This window comes from Leptolyngbya sp. FACHB-8, from assembly GCF_014695575.1.
GTDB lineage: Bacteria > Cyanobacteriota > Cyanobacteriia > Elainellales > Elainellaceae > Vacuolonema.
Window position 1 is genome coordinate 150,869 of the sequence record NZ_JACJOO010000087.1, and the last position, 20,152, is coordinate 171,020.

At 53.9% G+C, this 20,152-nt stretch carries 9 protein-coding genes; 7 read left to right on the top strand and 2 right to left on the bottom strand.

What is annotated here, in order from left to right; genetic code table 11:
- Positions 1-132: 132 nt before the first annotated feature.
- A complete protein-coding gene (locus H6F91_RS25485) occupies positions 133-1,863 on the bottom strand; it encodes a diflavin flavoprotein (RefSeq protein ID WP_190773206.1) in 1,731 nt (576 codons plus the stop codon).
- 442 nt (positions 1,864-2,305) lie between these two features.
- Positions 2,306-2,605, bottom strand: coding sequence for a YkvA family protein (locus tag H6F91_RS25490; RefSeq protein WP_190773207.1), 300 nt, complete (start codon positions 2,603-2,605; stop codon positions 2,306-2,308).
- Between the two features lie 508 nt (positions 2,606-3,113).
- On the opposite strand from H6F91_RS25490, the gene H6F91_RS25495 reads away from it, so the two are divergent.
- The 7 genes from H6F91_RS25495 (at position 3,114) to H6F91_RS25525 (ending at position 19,833) form a co-directional block, all read left to right on the top strand.
- Positions 3,114-4,628, top strand: a complete 1,515-nt coding sequence (locus H6F91_RS25495; RefSeq protein ID WP_199308049.1) for a phospholipid carrier-dependent glycosyltransferase — start codon at positions 3,114-3,116, stop codon at positions 4,626-4,628.
- A 1,200-nt stretch (positions 4,629-5,828) separates the two neighbouring features.
- Positions 5,829-8,255: a phosphoketolase family protein gene (locus tag H6F91_RS25500; protein ID WP_190773209.1), complete on the top strand. Its 2,427-nt coding sequence runs from the start codon at positions 5,829-5,831 to the stop codon at positions 8,253-8,255.
- Positions 8,256-8,730: 475 nt separating this feature from the next.
- The gene (locus H6F91_RS25505) at positions 8,731-9,762 is read left to right on the top strand and encodes a 2-hydroxyacid dehydrogenase (protein WP_190773210.1); all 1,032 of its coding nucleotides are present in this window, start codon (positions 8,731-8,733) and stop codon (positions 9,760-9,762) included.
- Between the two features lie 43 nt (positions 9,763-9,805).
- On the top strand, positions 9,806-14,761 hold the full coding sequence (glgP, locus tag H6F91_RS25510) for a glycogen/starch/alpha-glucan family phosphorylase (protein ID WP_190773211.1): 4,956 nt from the start codon (positions 9,806-9,808) through the stop codon (positions 14,759-14,761).
- A gap of 162 nt (positions 14,762-14,923) precedes the next feature.
- Positions 14,924-15,238, top strand: coding sequence for a hypothetical protein (locus tag H6F91_RS25515; RefSeq protein ID WP_190773212.1), 315 nt, complete (start codon positions 14,924-14,926; stop codon positions 15,236-15,238).
- An 89-nt stretch (positions 15,239-15,327) separates the two neighbouring features.
- On the top strand, positions 15,328-18,210 hold the full coding sequence (locus H6F91_RS25520) for a substrate-binding domain-containing protein (protein ID WP_190789540.1): 2,883 nt from the start codon (positions 15,328-15,330) through the stop codon (positions 18,208-18,210).
- Between the two features lie 36 nt (positions 18,211-18,246).
- A complete protein-coding gene (locus H6F91_RS25525; RefSeq protein WP_190773214.1) occupies positions 18,247-19,833 on the top strand; it encodes a glucose-6-phosphate isomerase in 1,587 nt (528 codons plus the stop codon).
- The last annotated feature ends 319 nt before the right edge of the window (positions 19,834-20,152 follow it).

Below are 20,152 nucleotides of genomic sequence, written 5' to 3' on the forward strand. Positions count from 1 at the left end.
GGCAAACCATGAGCCGGGTTAAAGGTTTAAGTTGCAGTTCGAGGATTTGCGAATACAAACCCTGAACCGAGTTTAAGGATGAATGGGGTCGTTCAAGGTTTGCAGCAACAATCTGCAAACCTTGAACGAGGTTTAGTAGTGGTTCCCAACTTTGCGGTGGTGTACGGCCGTCAGGGCATCAGGGTTAGACACCCGTCCAGCATCCACGATGCTATACACGATCCAGTGGTCACTGCATTCCATCCGACTGACTACTTCGCACTCCAGATAGGCCAGGGCGTCACCCAGAATGGGGGAACCATTGCTAGCGGAGTAAGTTTTGATGCCCGCAAAGCGATCGGCCCCCGGTGCGAACCGCTTCAGGAAGTGCTTCATCAAAGGCTGGTAGTTGCCTTCTTCCAGCACATTCAGAACGAAGTGATCGCCTGCGTGCATAAATGACTCAATGGCCCGGTCTTTCGCGACCGCAATGGTGATGCCCAACGGCTCAAGGCTGGCCTGAGTGACCCAGGAGGCTAACATCGCGCTAGAGGTTTCCCCTTTGCGAGCGGTGATAATGTAAAGCCCGCCGCTGATACGACCCAGGGCTTTGTCCAGGTCGCTGTTGAGGGCCTTCATTTGCTTGACCGTGCGATCGCGGGTCAGCCACTGCCCCAGGTCGGTACCCGCCTCATCACACAGCTGGTAGATAGAATCTTCAGGGGTTTGCTTGATCAGAATGGGCGGGAAGGATTCTACTGCGCCCAATTCTTGCATCTGGTTGCGGAGGGGATAGACGGATTCGTCGTCGCCGCCGCCGCTCTCAAACAGGCCTACCGCTTGCTTCGCGTGAACGGAGGCCAGGATCGTGCTGAGGGCGGTGTGAGTTTGATTGGCGCGATCGCCCGTCTGCGGCGGCATCCCAATGACAACTCCAGAGGACAGGACAACGGCTTCTCGAATCTCCTGAGGGTCAGCGGTGAACAGGTCTACCAGATCAACCTGCACATCGGTTTTGCGGATGCCTCGGGCGATCGCCTCTGCCAGGTGGTCACTGTAGCCGTAGCCTGCGGCATAGAACACTGCAACAATTTTCTCGGTTTTGACCTGATCTTCACTCCAGGTGCGGTACCGTCCTACGAGTTCCGGCAGGTTGAACCGCAACAGGGGGCCGTGGCCGGTGGCAATGGTACTAGGAGCCGTGGGCAGTGCTTCCATCCGCTTCAGGGCAGACAAGACCGAGCGGGCATTTGGCCCCATCAAGCAGTCGTAGTAAAGCTTATAGTCGGGCTCGATCAGCTCCAGGTCTTCGTCGTACACGGACTCATCGCAGTAGTGCATGCCGAAGGCATCGCAGGTGAACAGCGTATTCGTGCCGTGGTCGTAGGTGAAGATGGTGTCAGGCCAGTGAAGGTTGGGAGCCGAAAGGAATTCCAGCTCATGACCGTTGCCCAGATCAAGCTTGTCTCCCTGCTTCACCTGCAAGCGATTGTAGGGCTGATGCACCAACTCATCAAGGAATTGCAAGGCAACCTTAGCGGCCACAACAGTGATGTTGGGGTTAAGGGCCAGGACATCCTTGACCAGCCCACTGTGGTCGGGCTCGGTGTGGCTGACGATGAGGTAATCAATTTCCTGAGGGTCGATGAGGTCGGTTAACTCAGCCAGATAGAGATCCTGAAACTTTGCGTGGGAGGTATCGATCAGGGCAACTTTCTCGCCACGAATCAGGAAGGAGTTGTAAGTGGTGCCGTTCTGGAGTTCAAATTCGATGTCGAAGCGATCGCGATCCCAATCTTGAGATCGAATGGTAGTGGTATCGGGGGCGATTTCGGCTTGCTGTAGTGTCAGCCGTTTCTGAGTGCGCTCTGTCAGGGCAACCATTACCACACCTCCTAAAGCCATGAATGGTTTCTATGCTTTATTATCGCCCTAAAGAAGGGTATTTTGTAAAGTTTTGATAAGTAAAGTTACCTATTAGCCAGAATTATAGGTTCTGCCTTTTTACTTAGGTCAGACAAATAGAAGATTTTCTAGTAAAAGCATCGAAAATAACAGACCTATAACTCACGCTTACCGGATGAAGGTTTCTCAGCGTCAGATTTCTCAAAAAACTGAATTACAAAAACTAGAAAGTCTATCAAACCACGAACACGACCTCTATAGGCCAATGTTCGGAGTTTGATAGGCAAAATTAGCCTGAAGGCCAATTAAAAGAAGAGGGGCTTTCCACCCCTGGAAGGCCCCATCCCGCACTCAATTGACGTTTCTCTTCTCTAGGAGGTTGTCTTGTAGCTATTAGCTATCGAAGACGGAGACTTTAGTGTTAGTCGAGGGGAACAGCCTTGACTTCTACTTCTTCAGCAACAGTGGTATCGGCTTTGTCGTCCGTACGGTTCACTTTCTTGTTCGAGACGCGATCGATCAGAACTTGTGATACTTCAGCAACGAGCAAGGAAACCAGCAGGGCATCATCCAACTGACCAAAGAGGGGCAGGAAATCGGGAACTACATCGAAGGGCATGACTAGATAGGCCAGGGTTCCCAAAATAACCCACCAGCGGTATTTCGGATTGCGAAGCGTTTGACGATACCAGTTGTAGAGACCTTGCAGTGGAGATGTCATGGCGGTTCCTTCACTCAACATCCCTATTGTTCCAAATCTGCCCTGGGTTGGTCAGAGGCGAAAACCGTCAGATTTTAGGGGTGTAAACCTCACTGTAAATTACCGCATTAAGACTCCCTGCCTATGTGATGAATGTTTCGCTTGCGATACGCACAAAACATTGGGTGCAGCCCACTTTTGCAAATCTAGAAACCCACTTTTGAAAATGGGATGCACCCCAAAACATTAGCTTCATAAGTACCTAAGGAGATTTCTGAGAAACAATATCCCCATTATTTGGAAAAAAGGCGCGGCTTCGCCGCGCCTTTTTTCCAAATAATGGGGAAGTTCTTATCTGGAAATCTCCTAAGAGGCTGATTTTCTATGTCCAAAAGCACGAATATGTCCGAGGGGCACAGAAAATCAACCTTTTCAAGCGAGTTCTAACGGCTCGGCCTCTTAATTTGCTATAAAGAATCGAGTTCTCAGCGGGGCGGGGGGTATGAGCCGCGTCTTTTCATTCGAAAAAATGTCACTTAAAGGAGCGTTTCCCTGGTTTGGTGCGGGGATGGCGTTGCTGTTTTTCATTTCCCTAGGATTGCGGTTTTGGGGATTGGGCCGGTTTAATGCCCTGGTCTTTGATGAGGTCTATTACGCCAACTTTGCCAGAGGTTTTTTGCAGGGTAAGCAGGAATTTGGCGGTCACCCGCCCCTCAGTAGCTATTTCATTGCTTTTGGCATTTGGGTGGGTGAGCGTATGGGTTGGGGCGCTGACAACACCCGTAATACGCTGACAGGGATGTTTCTCTCGACCGTGAGTTACCGTTGGATGAATGCCCTGATAGGGGCGTTTTTCCCGCTCGTGGTGGGGGCGATCGCCCTACAACTGACCCATCGCCGCCTTTATGCCATCATTGCGACGTTCCTGGCAGCCCTGGATGGTCTGTTCCTGGTGGAATCGCGTTATGCCCTCAACAACATTTACCTGGTGTTGCTCGGCTTGCTGGGACAGTTGTTTCTGTTGCTAGCGTTGAACCACTTGAGGCAAAGGGCTTTAGCCCGAGAATCAGGGCTGCCACGGCCACAATCATTATTCCTGTGGTTGTGGCTCGTGTTAGCGGGCGTGGGGTTTGGTGGAGCGATCGCTATTAAATGGAACGGTGCAGCGTTTTTGCTGGGAGCGATCGCCCTCTGGGTTCTGGCCTGGGCAGTTGCATTGTTGAACCGGATATTATCCCCCGCTCGGCAAATTAACCTGGGTTCTGCCTCGCCTCTTGCTTATTTGAGCCGGCTGCATTTAGGACATGGGGCGATCGCCTTTGGGCTCATTCCTGCCCTCACCTATTGGATGAGTTGGTGGCCTTACCTGAATCTGGGGCCAAACTATAGCTTTTGGTCTTGGCAAAAGGAAATCTTGAGCTACCACAGCCGGGTTGGTGGCTTTGATGCTCATCAATATTGCTCTCACTGGTACACCTGGCCTTTGATGCAGCGTCCGGTTGCCTATTTTTATCAAACCGTTACTGTCGGGCAAACACCTCCACCGGAATTGAACGTAGTCCCCCCACCGCAATTAGCGGAGGCTATTTATGATGTTCATGCGATGGGGAATCCAATTCTCTGGTGGTTTGCAACGTTGGGAATCGTCTTATCCATAGGGGCGTTGGTGTATTTCTTGTGGCAACAGGTGCGGGTTTCTGCCAGGGAGCCCGGTGAAACTTTGGTGATGAATCCCTGGCAGTTGGATGCATGGCCGTTGCTATTTCTGGTGGTGAACTGGGGGGCTAATTTGCTGCCCTGGGTTAAGGTGACCCGTTGTACGTTCATCTATCACTACATGGGGGCGTTGGTGTTTACACTGCTGGCCATCGCCCTATGGATTGAGCGCGCCTTCTACAGCCCTTCGGTCTGGCATCGACGGTTTGCGATCGCCACTTTGATATTGATAGGGATGGGCTTCCTTTTCTGGTTGCCGCTATTTCTGGGGTTGCCCCTATCCCCCGCAGAAATCCAGATGCGTCGCTGGTTCATGAGTTGGATCTAAGAAATCTTGGCTCTGATGGGCGATCGCCTCAGTTTGTCGAAGTTAGGAGGTGGGGGTGAATTCTCCCTCACCTTGAAACACTACTGTGTATACGCAAGTTAGTAAGTTAGTCGCTCTGGCGATCAGCCTCTAACCCACACCCTAGTACGCTGAGGCGGAAATCCATCACCTATGTTTTTGTGTGGGGTGCTTCGCACCCCACACAAAAACATAGTATGTAAACTTAGGAGGTTTCTGCATAAGAATTTACCCAGAATGTTAGTGCTTTGCCCGCGAAGCGGGCAAAGCACTAACATTCTGGGGGTAATTTCATTACTGGAAATCTCCTTAGGCCGCAGCCTACTAGCCCCTTTCCAGGGAAAGGGGGAGACTGAGCCAGAGAGCCGGTTTTTGCCTAGAGTAGGCCCATTTTCCAGTTCCCCCTCGTTTGAAAAAGGAGGTTGGGAGACTTTTCCGTACAGCCAGGCACTTGTGTATGTACAATGGACCCTTAAACATAGAGTAATTTCTATTGCTTAACGCTAAGTTTGTGTATACAAGTTACACACAAACTTAAGGTTTTTAAAAATCACCTCGTATATTCTTCTGCAATAATTCTAAATAATCTAAAGATATTTCTAAAGTCTAATTTTTCAGAGCTAAAGCAAAGACAAGTTAGCAGAATTTCTATAAGAAACTCAAGTTAATACTTAAGGAATTCAAAAGAATAACAGATTGATATTTACCGGTCTTTCAATTGATAGAGGCGGGAAATTTTAGTTGACTTGTATAATGCTGCTTGATTTTTGCCGTTGCCTATGATCCCCATTTCTCATGCCTCGGAGCGATTTGATTCGTTAAATTTGTAAAAAATTAAAGATCTATCATTGGGCAGGTTTAGTATTCGGTAGCACTGGCAATTCCTTCGAAATCGGCTTAGATTGTCACCAGAAAACCCGGGTTTTTGCCCTGGCTGATGCTTCATGAGATTCTATTCTCTCTGTTCGGCATAATTGCGCCGTCATCTCCCATAAAATCCTCAAATTTCGACTTGCGATTTCAATGGATTCACACGATTAAGTCCGGCCAGATCTTTCGAACCGATGTGGCTATTGGGTAAGTGTTCATCCAGGGAAGTCGGTTTTACACACCGTCAGTCCCTTGCCTGATAGCCATGACATCGATATTCACAGCACAGTTGTCGTTGAGAGCAAACAGAATATGGTAGCTACTCCTGAGAGACCTACTCTTACTGGAAATCCTCTTTCTGAGGAAGAATTGCGCAAGACCCATGCCTACTGGCGAGCCTGCAATTACCTGGCCCTGGGCATGATCTATCTGAAAGGTAACCCGTTGCTGCGGGAGCCGTTGAAGGCTGAGCATGTGAAGAAGCGGTTGTTGGGACACTGGGGATCGAGCCCAGGCCTCAGCTTTATCTATGTCCATGCCAATCGCTTGATCAAAAAGTATGACCAGAACATGGTCTATGTGGCTGGTCCGGGGCACGGTGCTCCTGGATTTCTAGCTCCGGTTTATATGGAAGGCTCCTACTCGGAGATTTACCCGGATAAGAGCGAAGATATTGAAGGCATGTACAAGTTCTTCAAACAGTTCTCGTTCCCCGGTGGAATTGGAAGCCATGCTACTCCTGAAACTCCGGGCTCAATTCACGAAGGGGGGGAACTGGGGTACAGCCTCTCCCATTCCTATGGGATTGCGCTTGATAACCCCGATCTCATTGTTCTGGGGGTTGTTGGAGATGGGGAAGCCGAAACGGGGCCGCTAGCAACCTCCTGGCATTCCAACAAGTTTATTAACCCAGCTCGGGATGGGGCTGTATTGCCGATCCTGCACTTAAACGGTTACAAGATTGCGAACCCCACGATCCTGGCGCGAATTAGCCATGATGAACTGGAGAGCTTGTTCCGGGGCTATGGCTACAAGCCTTATTTTGTAGAAGGTTCAGATCCGCAATACATGCACCAGGCAATGGCTGCGGCGATGGAATCGGCGGTGCAGGATATTCATGCTATTTGGCGTGAGGCTCGTTCTGAAGGGGTAACGCGTCGTCCTGAGTGGCCGATGATTATTCTGCGATCGCCCAAGGGCTGGACGGCTCCTGCTGAAATTGATGGACGGAAAGTGGAAGGGTTCTGGCGATCGCACCAGGTGCCCATGGCGGATCTGCAAACCAACCCGGCCCATGTGCAGGTATTGGAACAATGGTTACGCAGTTACGGACCGGAGGAACTGTTTGACCAGAACGGGACACTCATTCCGGAATTGAAGGATTTGGCTCCCGTAGGTCATCGCCGCATGGGCTCCAACCCCATTACCAATGGCGGCCTGGTGCGCAAAGAGCTACGAATGCCGAACTTCCGTGACTATGCCGTGGATGTGCCGAGCCCTGGCACCGTCGAGGCGGAGAATACAAAGCCTCTGGGGATCTTCCTGCGTGACATCATGAAGAACAACCCCACTAATTTCCGGATGATGGGGCCGGATGAAACGGCGTCGAATCGCCTGACAGCACCCTATGAGGTGACGAAGAAGACGTGGATGGCGGAGATGCTGCCGGAAGATTTGGATGGCAGTGAGCTAGCTCAAGATGGCCGCGTGATGGAGATGTTGAGTGAGCATACCCTGGTGGGGTGGCTGGAAGGCTATCTGCTGTCAGGACGGCATGGCTTCTTCCATACCTACGAGGCGTTTGCCCATGTAATTAGTTCAATGTTCAACCAGCATGCGAAGTGGTTGGATATTTGCAAGCACCATGTGCCCTGGCGAGCTCCGGTGTCATCGTGGAACGTGTTGTTGTCGTCGACGGTGTGGCGGCAGGATCACAACGGTTTCTCGCACCAGGATCCAGGTTTTGTGGATGTGGTGACGAATAAGGATCCCAGTGTGGTGCGGATCTATTTCCCGCCGGATGCGAACTGCTTGCTGTCGGTTGCTGATCACTGTTTCCGCAGTACCAATTACACAAATGTGATCGTGTCGGATAAGCAGAAGCACATGCAGTACCTCGATATTGAGCAGGCAATCAAGCACTGCACGAAGGGTGTGGGTATATGGGACTGGGCCTGCAATGATGATTGTGGAACTGAGCCTGATGAACCTGAGGTAGTAATGGCTTGCTGCGGAGATGTGCCGACTCGTGAGTCTCTTGCTGCGACAGGAATTTTGCGGGACGAGTTTCCTTACTTGAAGGTGCGATTTATTAATGTGGTGGATTTGCTCACGTTGATGCCACAGGAGGAGCATCCGCACGGAATGTCGGAGCGGGAGTTTGATGCGTTGTTTACGCCGGATAAGCCGGTTATCTTTAACTTCCACGGGTACCCCTGGTTAATCCACAAGCTGACGTATCGGCGCACAAATCAGGATCGAATTCATGTGCGCGGTTATAAGGAGAAGGGGAATATCAACACGCCGTTGGAGTTGGCGATTCGGAATAATGTCGATCGCTTTAGCCTGGTGATTGATGTGATCGATCGGGTGCCGAGTCTGGGATCGCGGGCGGCCCATGTGCGGGAACGCATGAAGAATGAGATCATCGATAACCTGAACTACGCCCATGAGTATGGGGCAGATAAGGATGAGATCACGCATTGGACGTGGCCGCATGGCTCGTCGGCTTGCCCATAGGGTGGGTTTAGGCACCCGGTGTTTCTAAAAACACCGGGTGCCTGGAGTTTAGATAAGGGTTTTTTGATGCCCTGCTTGGGGGTGCGTCGCCCCTCACCCCCCTGACTAGGGGACGGGGTGACCCTCCCCTAGATCCCTTAGGTAAAAGGGGTTCTGCATGGGATGCGTTAGACCGCTTCGCATCGGTGGGGTTTTTGATCAGGTTTGGGTGGGGTAGGTGGGTGGCGATGATGGGGTGCCGTCTGGAAATGATGCATGGCAGAGGCACGCTAATTTCCGGAGAGGTGGCAATTTTGATGTAGGGGTGGGTTTAGCAGAGGTTCTTGGGTCACAGCAGCTATCTTTTGGCAAAACCCGCCCTTTTAGCCCGCCCTTTTAGATTTAGGCAGTAACAACAAAATTCCTACAAAGCGCTCTGTAGGATGCTTTTAGAAAGTGTTTAGAGATCTATTTACTTATACTTGGAGGTATTTTTATGCGGGTCGCGTTCTTTAGTACTAAGCGGTACGATCGCATCTCTTTTGAATCTGCAAATACTAACCTCGGCCATGAGTTCACCTTTTTTGAACCCCGTTTAACGAGCCAAACCGCTGCACTGGCGGCAGGCTTTCCCTGTGTCTGTGTCTTTATTAATGATGTGTTGGATGCCGAGGTGCTACGCATTCTGGCAGCGAATGGGACAAAGTTGATTGCGCTGCGGTCGGCGGGTTTTAATCACGTTGACCTGGAGGTAGCGGGGGAGTTGGGGCTTCATGTGGTGCGGGTACCGGCCTATTCACCCTATGCGGTGGCGGAACATGCCGCAGGCTTGGTGCTAATGCTGAACCGTAAGCTGTATCGGGCTTATAACCGGGTGCGAGAGGATAATTTTTCACTGGATGGGTTATTAGGATTTGATTTGAATGGCAGCACCGTTGGGGTGATTGGTACGGGCAAAATTGGTCAGATTTTTGCTCGCATTATGCATGGGTTTGGTTGCCATTTGCTGGGCTATGATGCCTATCCTACAGACGCATTTAGTTCAATTGGAGATGCCCGGTATGTAGATCTGCCGGAGTTACTGGCAAATTCAGATATCATTTCTCTGCATTGTCCACTGTTGCCGTCTACGCATCACATCATTCGGGCGGAGACGATCGCCCAAATGAAGCCAGGTATGATGCTGATCAACACGAGTCGGGGAGCGCTGGTCAACACGCGGGATGTGATTGATGGGATTAAGTCGGGGCAAATTGGCTACCTGGGTACCGATGTGTACGAGGAGGAAGCTGAATTATTTTTTGAAGATTTGTCCGATACAGTTATCAAGGATGATACTTTCCAGTTGTTGCAGTCCTATTCCAATGTGGTGATTACGGCCCACCAGGCCTTTTTTACCCGGAATGCGGTGGAGGCGATCGCCAATACCACTCTGCAAAATGTCACCGATATCGAACAGGGTCGCTCCTGTGCGAATGAGGTGAAGGCTGAGATGATCCCGGTTCCCATTTCAGCTTCCAAAGGGTAAGGGTCTACAACGTTATCTTTAATCTCCTCGACGGGTACGTGTCATGCTTTCATTGCCCCCTCTTCTGCTTGTCCTGCTGGCGCTTTTGCTCGCAGGAATTGTGGCGATCGCCCCCTTTTCCCCTGCTGCTGCTCAGGAAGAGCTCGCTGAACCGCCTACAGTGATTTTCCCGATGCCCTCGGCGGTGACGAATAGCACCACTGTGCGCATCGGCGGTTCGCCTCTGATGGCTCCTATCAATAAATCCTTAAAGCGCCAGTTTGAGGAGCAGTTTCCTGGCACGGAAGTGCAGATAGAGGACGGCCCCGACACAAGTACGGCCCTGCAGGCTGTACTCAATGGCGACCTGGATCTGGCGGCCATTAGTCGCCCGCTGACGGCTGAGGAGAAGGCTCAGGGGTTGCGCGTGATCCCGGTGAGCCAGGATAAAGTTGCCATTCTGATCAGCCAGGACAACCCTTTTAACGGCAGCCTGACCCTGGAGCAACTGGCCCAGGTTTTTCGGGGTGAGATTACAGATTGGGCGGAACTGGGCCGAGAACCGGGGTTGATTCGCATTGTGGATCGTCCTCCCATTAGCGAGACCCGTCTTGCTCTGGAGCGCTACAAGCTGTTTCCGGAGGGTGAGCTGCCCATAACTCTTAACCGGGTGCAGCTTGAACAAGATGACACTCAGGAGATGATCCGGGAGTTGGGGCGGAATGACATTGGCTATGCGATCGCCAATCAGGTTCGCAACCAACCCGCCGTTAAACCCATCAAAATTGCCATTCTGCAAACGACGCTTCCGGGCGATGCCCTTTACCCCTACTCTCAAGTGCGGGGCTATGCCTATCGCGATGAGACCGATTCCAATGTGAAGTCGTTCCTGGGCTTCACCTCGACAGATGTGGGGCGAGATGCGATCGCCACGGCCCGTAAAGAAGAGGCCCGTGTGGCAACCCGTCCGGTGGTTGCTCCGGTAGCGGAAGCTCCTAACGAAGACGTAGCCACGCTTCCCCCGAGCGAACCGGCACCCGGCTTTTCTTTAGAAAAGGTTCCCGTGTGGGTCTGGTTCCTGGTTCCCGTTTTTCCACTCTTCCTTTTCCTGGCAGGTCTGTTACGGAGGCGGCCCCGTCGCACGCCCCAGCGGCCTCCAATAACCCGAAGAGCGGCCCAGGAGCGCACCCCTGTAGCAACCCCCGTTGAAGACGACGACATTCTGGACAACTGGGAAGAAGACGAGGCTCCTGCTACGGCTGAGGCTGTAGTGGATGAGGATTTAGAAGACTGGGAAGAAGCCCAAATGGAGCCTTCGACCTCGGTTGAGGCTGCCGTAGATGAGGATTGGGAAAATTGGGAGGAATCCGAGGTTTTGGAACCTTCGGTTACGGTTGAGGCTGCCGTGGATGAGGGTTCAGGCGGTCGGGAGGATGAAGAAGCTCCGGAACCTGTTGTCGTGCTGGAAGATATGCCGGCGGCCCCAGGTTTATCTGTAACGTCAGAAACTCCATCGGTAGCAGAGGTAATGGGAGCTATTCCGGGCCTTTTCTCGCAGGGGATGGAGCTGTTTGAGGGCGATCGCTTTGAAGAAGCCCTGCCCTATTTCCAGCAAATCACTGAGCAGCAGCCCGATCGATCTGATGCCTGGGTGCTTCAGGGTCAAATTCTCCTGGCCCTGGAGCGGCTACCCGAAGCTCTCGATGCCTTTGAGCAAAGCCTGGGGTTAGATCTGTCTCTGGAAGCTGCCTGGATTGGCAAGGGAGATGTCCTGACGCGCCTGGGTCGGACTGAAGAAGCTCAGGCCAGTTATCAGCAAGCTGCAGAATTGGAAGCCGTACTGACGGAACCCAGCGAAGGGGAAGCTGTGGAGGCGATCGCCCCAACTCCCGAAGCTCCAGCTTCGCCTGTTCTCCACGACGCGATTGAAACAGCCGAACCCGCGTTGGCTCCCTCTGCTAAGGTGACAGAATTACTGACCGAAGAACCATCCCCAAGCACTGAATCATTAACAGAACCAGTGGATGGCGTCTCAGAGCCAGCCATTCCTGAAGCGGTTGTTGAAGAACTCGTATCGACAATTGAATCAACGACGGTCGAGGAATCATTGCCGACCCCCGACCCCATCGTGGTGGAGGCGAGCCAGCCTGAGGGGACGCCCATGATTTCGGAGCCTATGGCTGCCCCGAAAATTCCTGAACCTGTAGTTGAGGAGCCTGCTGCTGAGCCTGTAACCCTTTTACCGGTTGATTCAGAAGTGATCGCGGCGTCTGAAATCCCAGAGTCTGGGGTTGAAGAAGCAACTCCTGAAGCGGTTGTCGAAGAACTGGTATCGACGATTGAGTCAACGACGGTCGAAGAACCATTGCCGATCCCTGAACCCATTGTGGTAGAGGCGAGCCAACCAGAAGGGACGCCCATTATTTCGGAGCCCATGGCTGCCCCAGAAATTCCTGAACCTGTGGTCGAGGAGCCTGCTGCTGAGCCTGTAACCCTTTTACCCATTGATTCAGAAGTGATCGCGGCGTCTGAGATCTCAGAGCCTGGGGTTGAAGAAGCCGTTCCTGTGTGGGCGGCTGAAGCGATCGCCCCAGTTGCCCCAGCACCCCTAGAAGCAACCACGCTGCCCTCGCCAATCACAGCCGATGCGCTCAAACAGGCATTTCAGGAGCGGTTAAGAACCTATGGCAAAACCGTTCAGGGGGCTACTCCCAATGAGGCGTACCTGGCTCTGGCATCGGTTCTTTGCGATCACTTGCTAGAGCGCCGTACCCCTGAGGCTACGTTAATAGCGACCGATGGACGGCTGATTGCTCAACTCTCGGCAGAATACTTGCCCGGTCCTCATTTAAGAAATGCTCTCGTTAGTCTGGAATGTCTGGAAACCACCGAGCACGTTCTGGAAGACCTGGGGCTGCATCTAACCTCCCTGCTGCAACAGGAAGAAGAACCTGGCTTGGGGCGTGGCAACTTGGGACGGCTGATGATGGATTACCTGGATTCTCTGGCAACTCAGGACGTTCCTGCCATTGGTTATGGCCTGCGCTACGAGTACGGCATTTTTGACCAGGAAATCCGGGATGGTTGGCAGGTTGAGGTGCCGGACAACTGGCTGCTATACGGCAACCCCTGGGAGGTGGAGCGGGGCGATCGCACCCTTACCATCCAATTCGGGGGCTACACCCAGTCCTACACCGATGAACAGGGCCGTTATCGCGTCCGTTGGGTGGCCGCTCAGACGGTACAGGCCCAATGCTTCGATACGCCTGTTCCTGGTTATGCGACCGATACCGTAAACCTGCTGCGTCTATGGCGAGCCAACACCGACGATAGCCTCTGCAAAGTTCTCTATCCTGTGAATGGAGAGGATCATGGTGCAAATTTGCGCTTGCGGCAGCAGTTCTTCCTGGTGTCCTGTGCAGTGCAGGATTTGCTGCGGATGCATCAGGAGAGCGGCCAACCCTGGGATGCATTACCCGATCGCCTTGCACTTCATTTGAACGACACCGATACGTTGCTGGCGATTGCTGAACTGATGCGCCTCCTGGTGGACGTGCATGAGCTGGAGTGGGAGGCTGCCTGGGATCTCACTCAACGTACCCTGACCTACAGCAACCACAGCCTCTTGCCCGAAGCTCTGGATGATTTCTGGTCGGTGGCGTTGTTTGAGGCGGAGTTACCCCGGCACTTGCAAATTATTTATGAGATCAATGCACGCTTTCTGGATGGGCTGCGATCGCAATTCTTCGATAATGCAAAAATTCAGCGCATGTCTTTGATTGGGGATGGGGCTGAACAACGGATTCGTCTCACTAATTTGGCCTGTATCGGTACGCATGCCGTCAATGGCGTCTCTCGTTTCCACACCCAGTTGTTAGAGCAACGGATCCTACCAGATTTTTACAGTTACACCCCCGATCGCTTCCACACCATCACCAATGGCATGAGTCAACGGCGATTTTTGGCCGTAACCAACCCGCTGCTTGCGGAGCTGATTACGCGGGCGATCGGTCAGGATTGGTTGCGCAACCCTGAAGCATTGAGCCAGTTGGAGCCTCTGGCCAATGACGATGCTTTTTGTGCCCAGTGGCAACAGGTGAAACGAACCGGTAAGGAGAACCTGGCCGGTTGGATTCAGGAGCGTCTGGGACAGACCGTGAATCCAGATACTCTGTTTGATGGGCAGGCTACGGTGATTCACGAATATAAGCGGCAACATCTGAATGTGCTGCATATCCTGACCCTCTACCATCGGCTCAAGACGGACCCTAATTTAGACATTCTGCCGCGCACATTCCTGTTCAGTGGAAAAGCTTCCCCGGACTACACCATTGCCAAGTTGATGATCAAACTGATCACCACCGTGGCCGAGCGGATCAATACAGATCCAGATGTAGCGGGACGGCTAACAGTACTATTCCTGCCCGACTTTACCCAAAAACTGGTTGAGGTCATTTATCCAGCGCTGGATCTATCCGAGCATCTCTCCCTGGCGGGAACAGAAGCGGCAGATACGGCCAACATGGCAGCGGTTCTTAATGGGGCATTGCTTATTGGTACCCCCGACGGCTCCAACCTGGAGCTTCAGGAGATCCTGGGAGAAGGCAGTTTCTTCCCATTCGGTCTAACGGAGCCGGAAGCCCAGATGTTACAGGAGGAGGGCTATCGACCCTGGGAGATTTATGAGCGCAATACCGAACTGAAAGCCGCAATTGATGCCTTTGTAGATGGCTCGCTAACGCCCTCTGATCCGCAACTATTCCGCCCTCTGGTAAGTCAGCTCCTGTCTCAAGATCCCTATCGGGTACTGGCAGACTACACCGCCTATACCGCTGCTCAAGAGCAGGTTGGCGATCTCTACCGCCAGCCCCTGACCTGGACTCGCCAATCGATTCGAGCCGTGGCACGGATGGGTCGCTTCTCCAGCGATCGCGCCATCCAAACTTACCAACAAACCCTGTGGCAGGTGCAGCCTCGGGGCGATCGCCTGCACCTGCTTACCTCCCCCCCTTATGGCTGACTGGCAGAACCCCCCGCCCCCAAGGCACAACCGGCAGACGTTGCTGATACTCCCCTGCCCCTGCTCGAACCCCTTCCAGTAGAACCAACCCCGGCTTCTCCACCCTCTACACGCCTGACGATTAACAGTCAACAAAACTGCTACGTTCTAGAACCTGACCTGATGCAGCAGTTAGAACAAACTGCTGTATCCAAAAACCTATCTTCGGGCCGTTACCAAATCCGCATTCATGGTGGAGGGTTTGGGTATCGGGCTGGGGAAGCAAGCGAACCCATCGTGATGCTCTGGATCTATGGGGGGCGCTTTGTGAATCAGGATACGGGGGTTGAAGTGGAGGCTACCTGGGTTACCCTCAACGGCTATGACGATACACTTACCCTGGAGGTTCTGGAATCTATTACTGTCGCGGCCTTTTTCTTTGATGTTCATCGGGAGGATAATGAGGGCGAACTGACATTGGCCTTCACCCGGCTGTAGCGGTCTGTCAAGAATATTGGGTGGTCTTCGATCTACATGTTCTGAGAAGTTTGAGAAGGCGTTAGTCTTACCTGGGCACCCCTCGCGCTATGAAATCTCGTTCACTGATTGGTGTGTTTCCCCTGTTGATGACGTTGGCGATCGCCCCTGAACCGATGGGGTTTGCGCTGCAACGGGAATTCACCATTGCCCATGCCACCCGCAGTACCCCTGCTCCTGCACCCTTTCCGCCCCCCCAGGAGGTTCCCGAGGGGACAATCCTGGAAGTTGACGGCTCCCGCAGCCTGATTTTGCTGAACGAAACCTTGCGACGGCAGTTTGAAGAAGCATTTCCTGGCACAACTTTGAGGATGGCCGCTGACGGAACCCCGGATGCCCTGAATCGATTGCAGCAGGGAGGCGTAGATCTGGTGGCGATTGGACGGCCTCTGTCTTCGCAAGAAAAGGCCGAGGGATTGGCGGAAGTGCCCCTACGGCGAGAAAAGATTGCTCTGATTGTGAGTAAAGACAATCCGTTTCAGGGGCAGATTAGCTTTGATCAATTCGCCCGTATTGTTTGGGGTGAAATTACGAACTGGGAGCAACTGGGTGGCTCCGATCGCCCTGTACGCTTTATCGATCGCCCGGAAACTAGCGATACCCGTCAATCTCTCCGCTATTACGATATTTTCGCGGGCAAGGTGAGAACTGGGAAAACGGCGGTTCCGGTTGATGGGGATGAAACGGCCGGGGTGATCGAGGCCTTGGGGAAAGATGGCATCGGGTACGCCCTTTATAGCCAGGTGAAGGACAACCCGGATGTCCGAATTGTGAAGATGCATGGGGTTTCTGCCGATAGTTCCCTCTACCCCTATTCGCAGTCTCAGGGATATGTGTATCGCAAAGAGAATGTGAGCGAGGGGGCTCAGGCGTTTTTGGGATGGGCCACCTCAGATCCTGGGAAGGCAGCGGTGACAGCGGCACGGAATGTGACCTGGAGTCAGCTTCCGGCTGAGGTACTGGCGGCGAATGCGGCCCAGTCTTCGGGTGGCCCCAGAACCGCTGGCACAACAACGGCTAATTCTCCTCAGGGCACCGGCAGCGAGCCTGCCGTTACTGGTGCAGCCTCTTCCTCAGACCGCCCCGCCGAACCGTCTGGGGCTTTCACTACCACCGCCCCTAGAGGAGCGACCACAACCGAGCCTACAGCTCCCTCCTCCAACACTGAGGGGCCGGATGCGGCTTTCCCCTGGTGGATTTTCCTGATTCCGCTGTTGCTGGCCGGTGTGTTGTTGTTACTGCGCCGTCGCCATGAAGCCAGTGCACCGCCACCTCGCTCGCGGGCGATCGCCTCTCCACCTCCACCCGAAGCTTTGCCGGGCGCAACGGAGCCTGCTGTTAGCTTTGCTCCCAAGTCTGAGCCGCAGCCCTTGCCAGAAGTCAATCCATCAGCAGGAAATACCTTAAATACAGCAGAGCCACCTCTCCACAATAATGGGGCCGCTTTGCCAGGGGCGGCGATCGCCGGGCTGGCGGGAACGGCTATTCCCCGAAAGGCTCCCAAACCAGTTACTCCCTCCCCTCGGCGTTCCAACCCTGTCATTCCAGATCCCTGGGAAACGCCTTCATCGGTTGCCGCTGATGCTTCAGCCCCTGTGGCGGAGTCATCGGCTGCTGAGACGGGGCCTCCCGTTGAGGCAGGAGACGCAACGGCGGATCCGGCAGAGTCTGTGCGTGAGCAACCCGCAGCAGTTGTTCCAGATTCGGTCGATGCTGATCCCGCAGTGGAAGGCCCTCCGGTGGAGGCTGCACCATCTGAATTCATGGATGATGCCGCCGTTTTAACGGGAGCAGGAGCGATCGCTGCAGCCGTCATTGCAACTTCCCTTGCCTCTCAAGCGGGTACCCCTCGAACCCCTGGGGAGGGATCTGGTGCTCCCCTGTCAGAACCCAGCGAGGAGGCCGGAGGAGAGGAGCCGGAGGTGGTTCCTGCTGAAGTAGTACCTTCTATAGGAGCTTCGACTGAGAGCCCTTTGCCTGCTCCTGAGGCTGAAGTTGTGACAGCCGTGGCTGATGTGGCTGGCTACGAGGAAAACCACCTTCCTGTCGATGGGGATGCACTTGATGCCGCTGAACCCGTTCCAGAACCGTTGGATGATGCAGCCGATTTGACAGAAACCGCTGCCCTGGCTGGAGCGGCGATCGCCGCAAATGCGACAGAACCGACACCCGAAACGATGGTAGAGTTGCCATCGGAAGAGGAGGCGATCGCCCATCCCTCCCATGAAGAATTACCGCTCGTTCCGGCTGATGAGTCTGGTAATCCTATGGAGGAGCAGGATGCAAACCCAGCGCTTGCAACGGGTGCTACTGCGGCTGCATTAGCGGGGCTGGCAATTGCGGCTCAGTCCTCCGATGAAACTGAGACGGAGCCCTCTCACTCGGTTGAAGTGGCAGCAGAACGGCAGCGGGATGAGGACAGCTCGACGGAGGCCGATTTCATTCCCATGGATGAGGCACCCGAACCGCTAGAGCATGAGGATAGACTGCATCTGGTTCCGCTAGAAGCGGATGCTTCTGGTATACCAGAGCCCGCGACCGAATACCTCACCGTTGATAACCGGGCCCACTCCTTTGTGCTGGATCCTTTGCGGATGCAGCAGATGCAAGAGGTGGCCGTTCGGTACCCATTAGACTCTGGCCATTACAAAATCTTCATTGAAAGCGGAAACTTTCATTATCAGGCCGCTTCAGGTCATCCAGGTGAACCCTGGGTACTGCTATGGATTTATGGTGGAAGATTTATCAACCAGAAAACCCGTGTGCCAGTGTCGGCTACGTGGTCTACTTTGAATGGTTATCACGACAGCCTGACCCTGGAAGTGTTAGAGCCGACTACGCTCGCTGCGTTGTTCATCGACACTTATAAGGGAGACAACGAAGGAGAACTGACCCTGTCTATTGAGCAGCTCTCCCCTCCAGAAACCCCCTGAACAGCCGTCAGGCTCGCATACATGATGAGGTGACTTATGGACCCAACCCAACTGTGGCAACGTTACCAGGACTGGCTCTACTATCATTCCGGCCTGGGCATATACCTGGACATCAGCCGGATGCGGTTTGATGCCTCCCTGGTCGAGTCCCTCACGCCTAAATTTGAGAAAGCCTTCGCAGATATGGAGGCACTAGAGGCAGGGGCGATCGCCAACCCCGACGAAGAGCGTATGGTTGGCCACTACTGGCTGCGGGATTCTGACCGCGCCCCCTCTCCTGAGCTAAAGCAGGCGATTGAAGACGGCCTTATTCAAATCGAGGAATTTGCCCGCAAAGTTCACAGCGGCGAGATCAAGCCCCCCGAAGCCGATCGCTTCACCGATTTGCTCTCGGTGGGTATTGGTGGCTCGGCTCTGGGCCCTGAGTTCGTTGCGGAAGCCCTGGCTCCCCTGAACGCTCCCATGCGGGTTCACTTTATCGATAACACCGACCCCGCCGGGATCGATCGGGTCATGACCCTGTTAAAGGATCAGCTCAAGAGCACCCTGGTACTCGTAACCACCAAATCTGGCGGCACCCCCGAGACGCGGAACGGCATGTTGGAGGTCAAGAACGTCTTTGACCAGGCCGGGCTTAACTTCCCAGCCCATGCGATCGCCGTCACCATGCAGGGCAGCACGATGGACAAGTTCGCCAGCGATCAGCGCTGGTTGGCGGAGTTTCCCATGTTTGATTGGGTAGGCGGTCGCACCTCCGAAATGTCTGCTGTGGGTCTGCTTCCCGCCGTCCTCCAGGGTATCGACATCCGCACCATGCTGGCCGGGGCCGCCGAGATGGACGAAGCCACCCGCGCCAAAGACCTGAAGCAAAACCCTGCCGCTCTGCTGGCTTTGGCCTGGTATGCCTCCGGCAATGGCAAAGGGGAAAAGGACATGGTGATTCTGCCCTACAAAGACAGCTTGTTGCTCTTCAGCCGCTATCTCCAGCAGTTGATCATGGAATCCCTGGGCAAAGAGCTGGATCTGGACGGTAACAAGGTCTACCAGGGCATCGCCGTCTATGGCAACAAAGGCTCCACCGACCAACACGCCTACGTGCAGCAACTCCGGGAAGGCGTTCCTAACTTCTTCGCCACCTTCATCGAAGTGCTCGAAGACCGCGACGGCCCCTCCATCGAAGTGGAGACCGGAGCCACCTCCGGCGATTTCCTCTCTGGCTTCTATCAGGGCACGCGTCAAGCCCTCTACGAGAATGGCCGGGGCTCCGTCACCATCACCATTCCCACCGTCAACCCCCGCATCGTGGGCGCATTGATCGCTCTATACGAACGGGCCGTGGGCTTCTACGCTTCCCTGGTCAACATCAACGCCTACCACCAACCCGGTGTAGAAGCCGGCAAGAAAGCCGCTGCCTCTATCCTCGACTTACAGCGCAAAGTCGTAGACGTTGTGAAAGCGACTGGGCAACCCCTCGATCTGGCTACCCTGGCTGAGAAAGTGGGCGCAGGCGATCGCATCGAATCCATCTACCTGATTCTGCGACACCTGGAGGCTAACAAGCGCGGCGTGGTATTAGAGGGCGATCGCGCCAAACCCGCTACCCTAACCGTTAGTGCCGGTTAGCCGCACAGCCTACCTGCATCACCCAAACCTGATCCAAACCCCACCGATGCGAAGCGGCCTGACATCCTCATGCAAAACCCCTTATGCCCAAGGGGGTCTGGGGAAGGGGCAGCCCGTCCCCCAGTCGGGGGGTTTGGGGGCGACGTGCCTTCAATTCAAGCCTCCGCCAAAAACACTTTTCTCCAACCACCTCAACTTCCAGGGTTTACATAAACCCACTCTCACTGGAGTATTTGTGTTGTGGGGTGAGCAAAGCCTACCCCACAACACAAATGCGTAAGTTCTAATTCCCCTTTCGGATCGCAAAACAATCGAATTC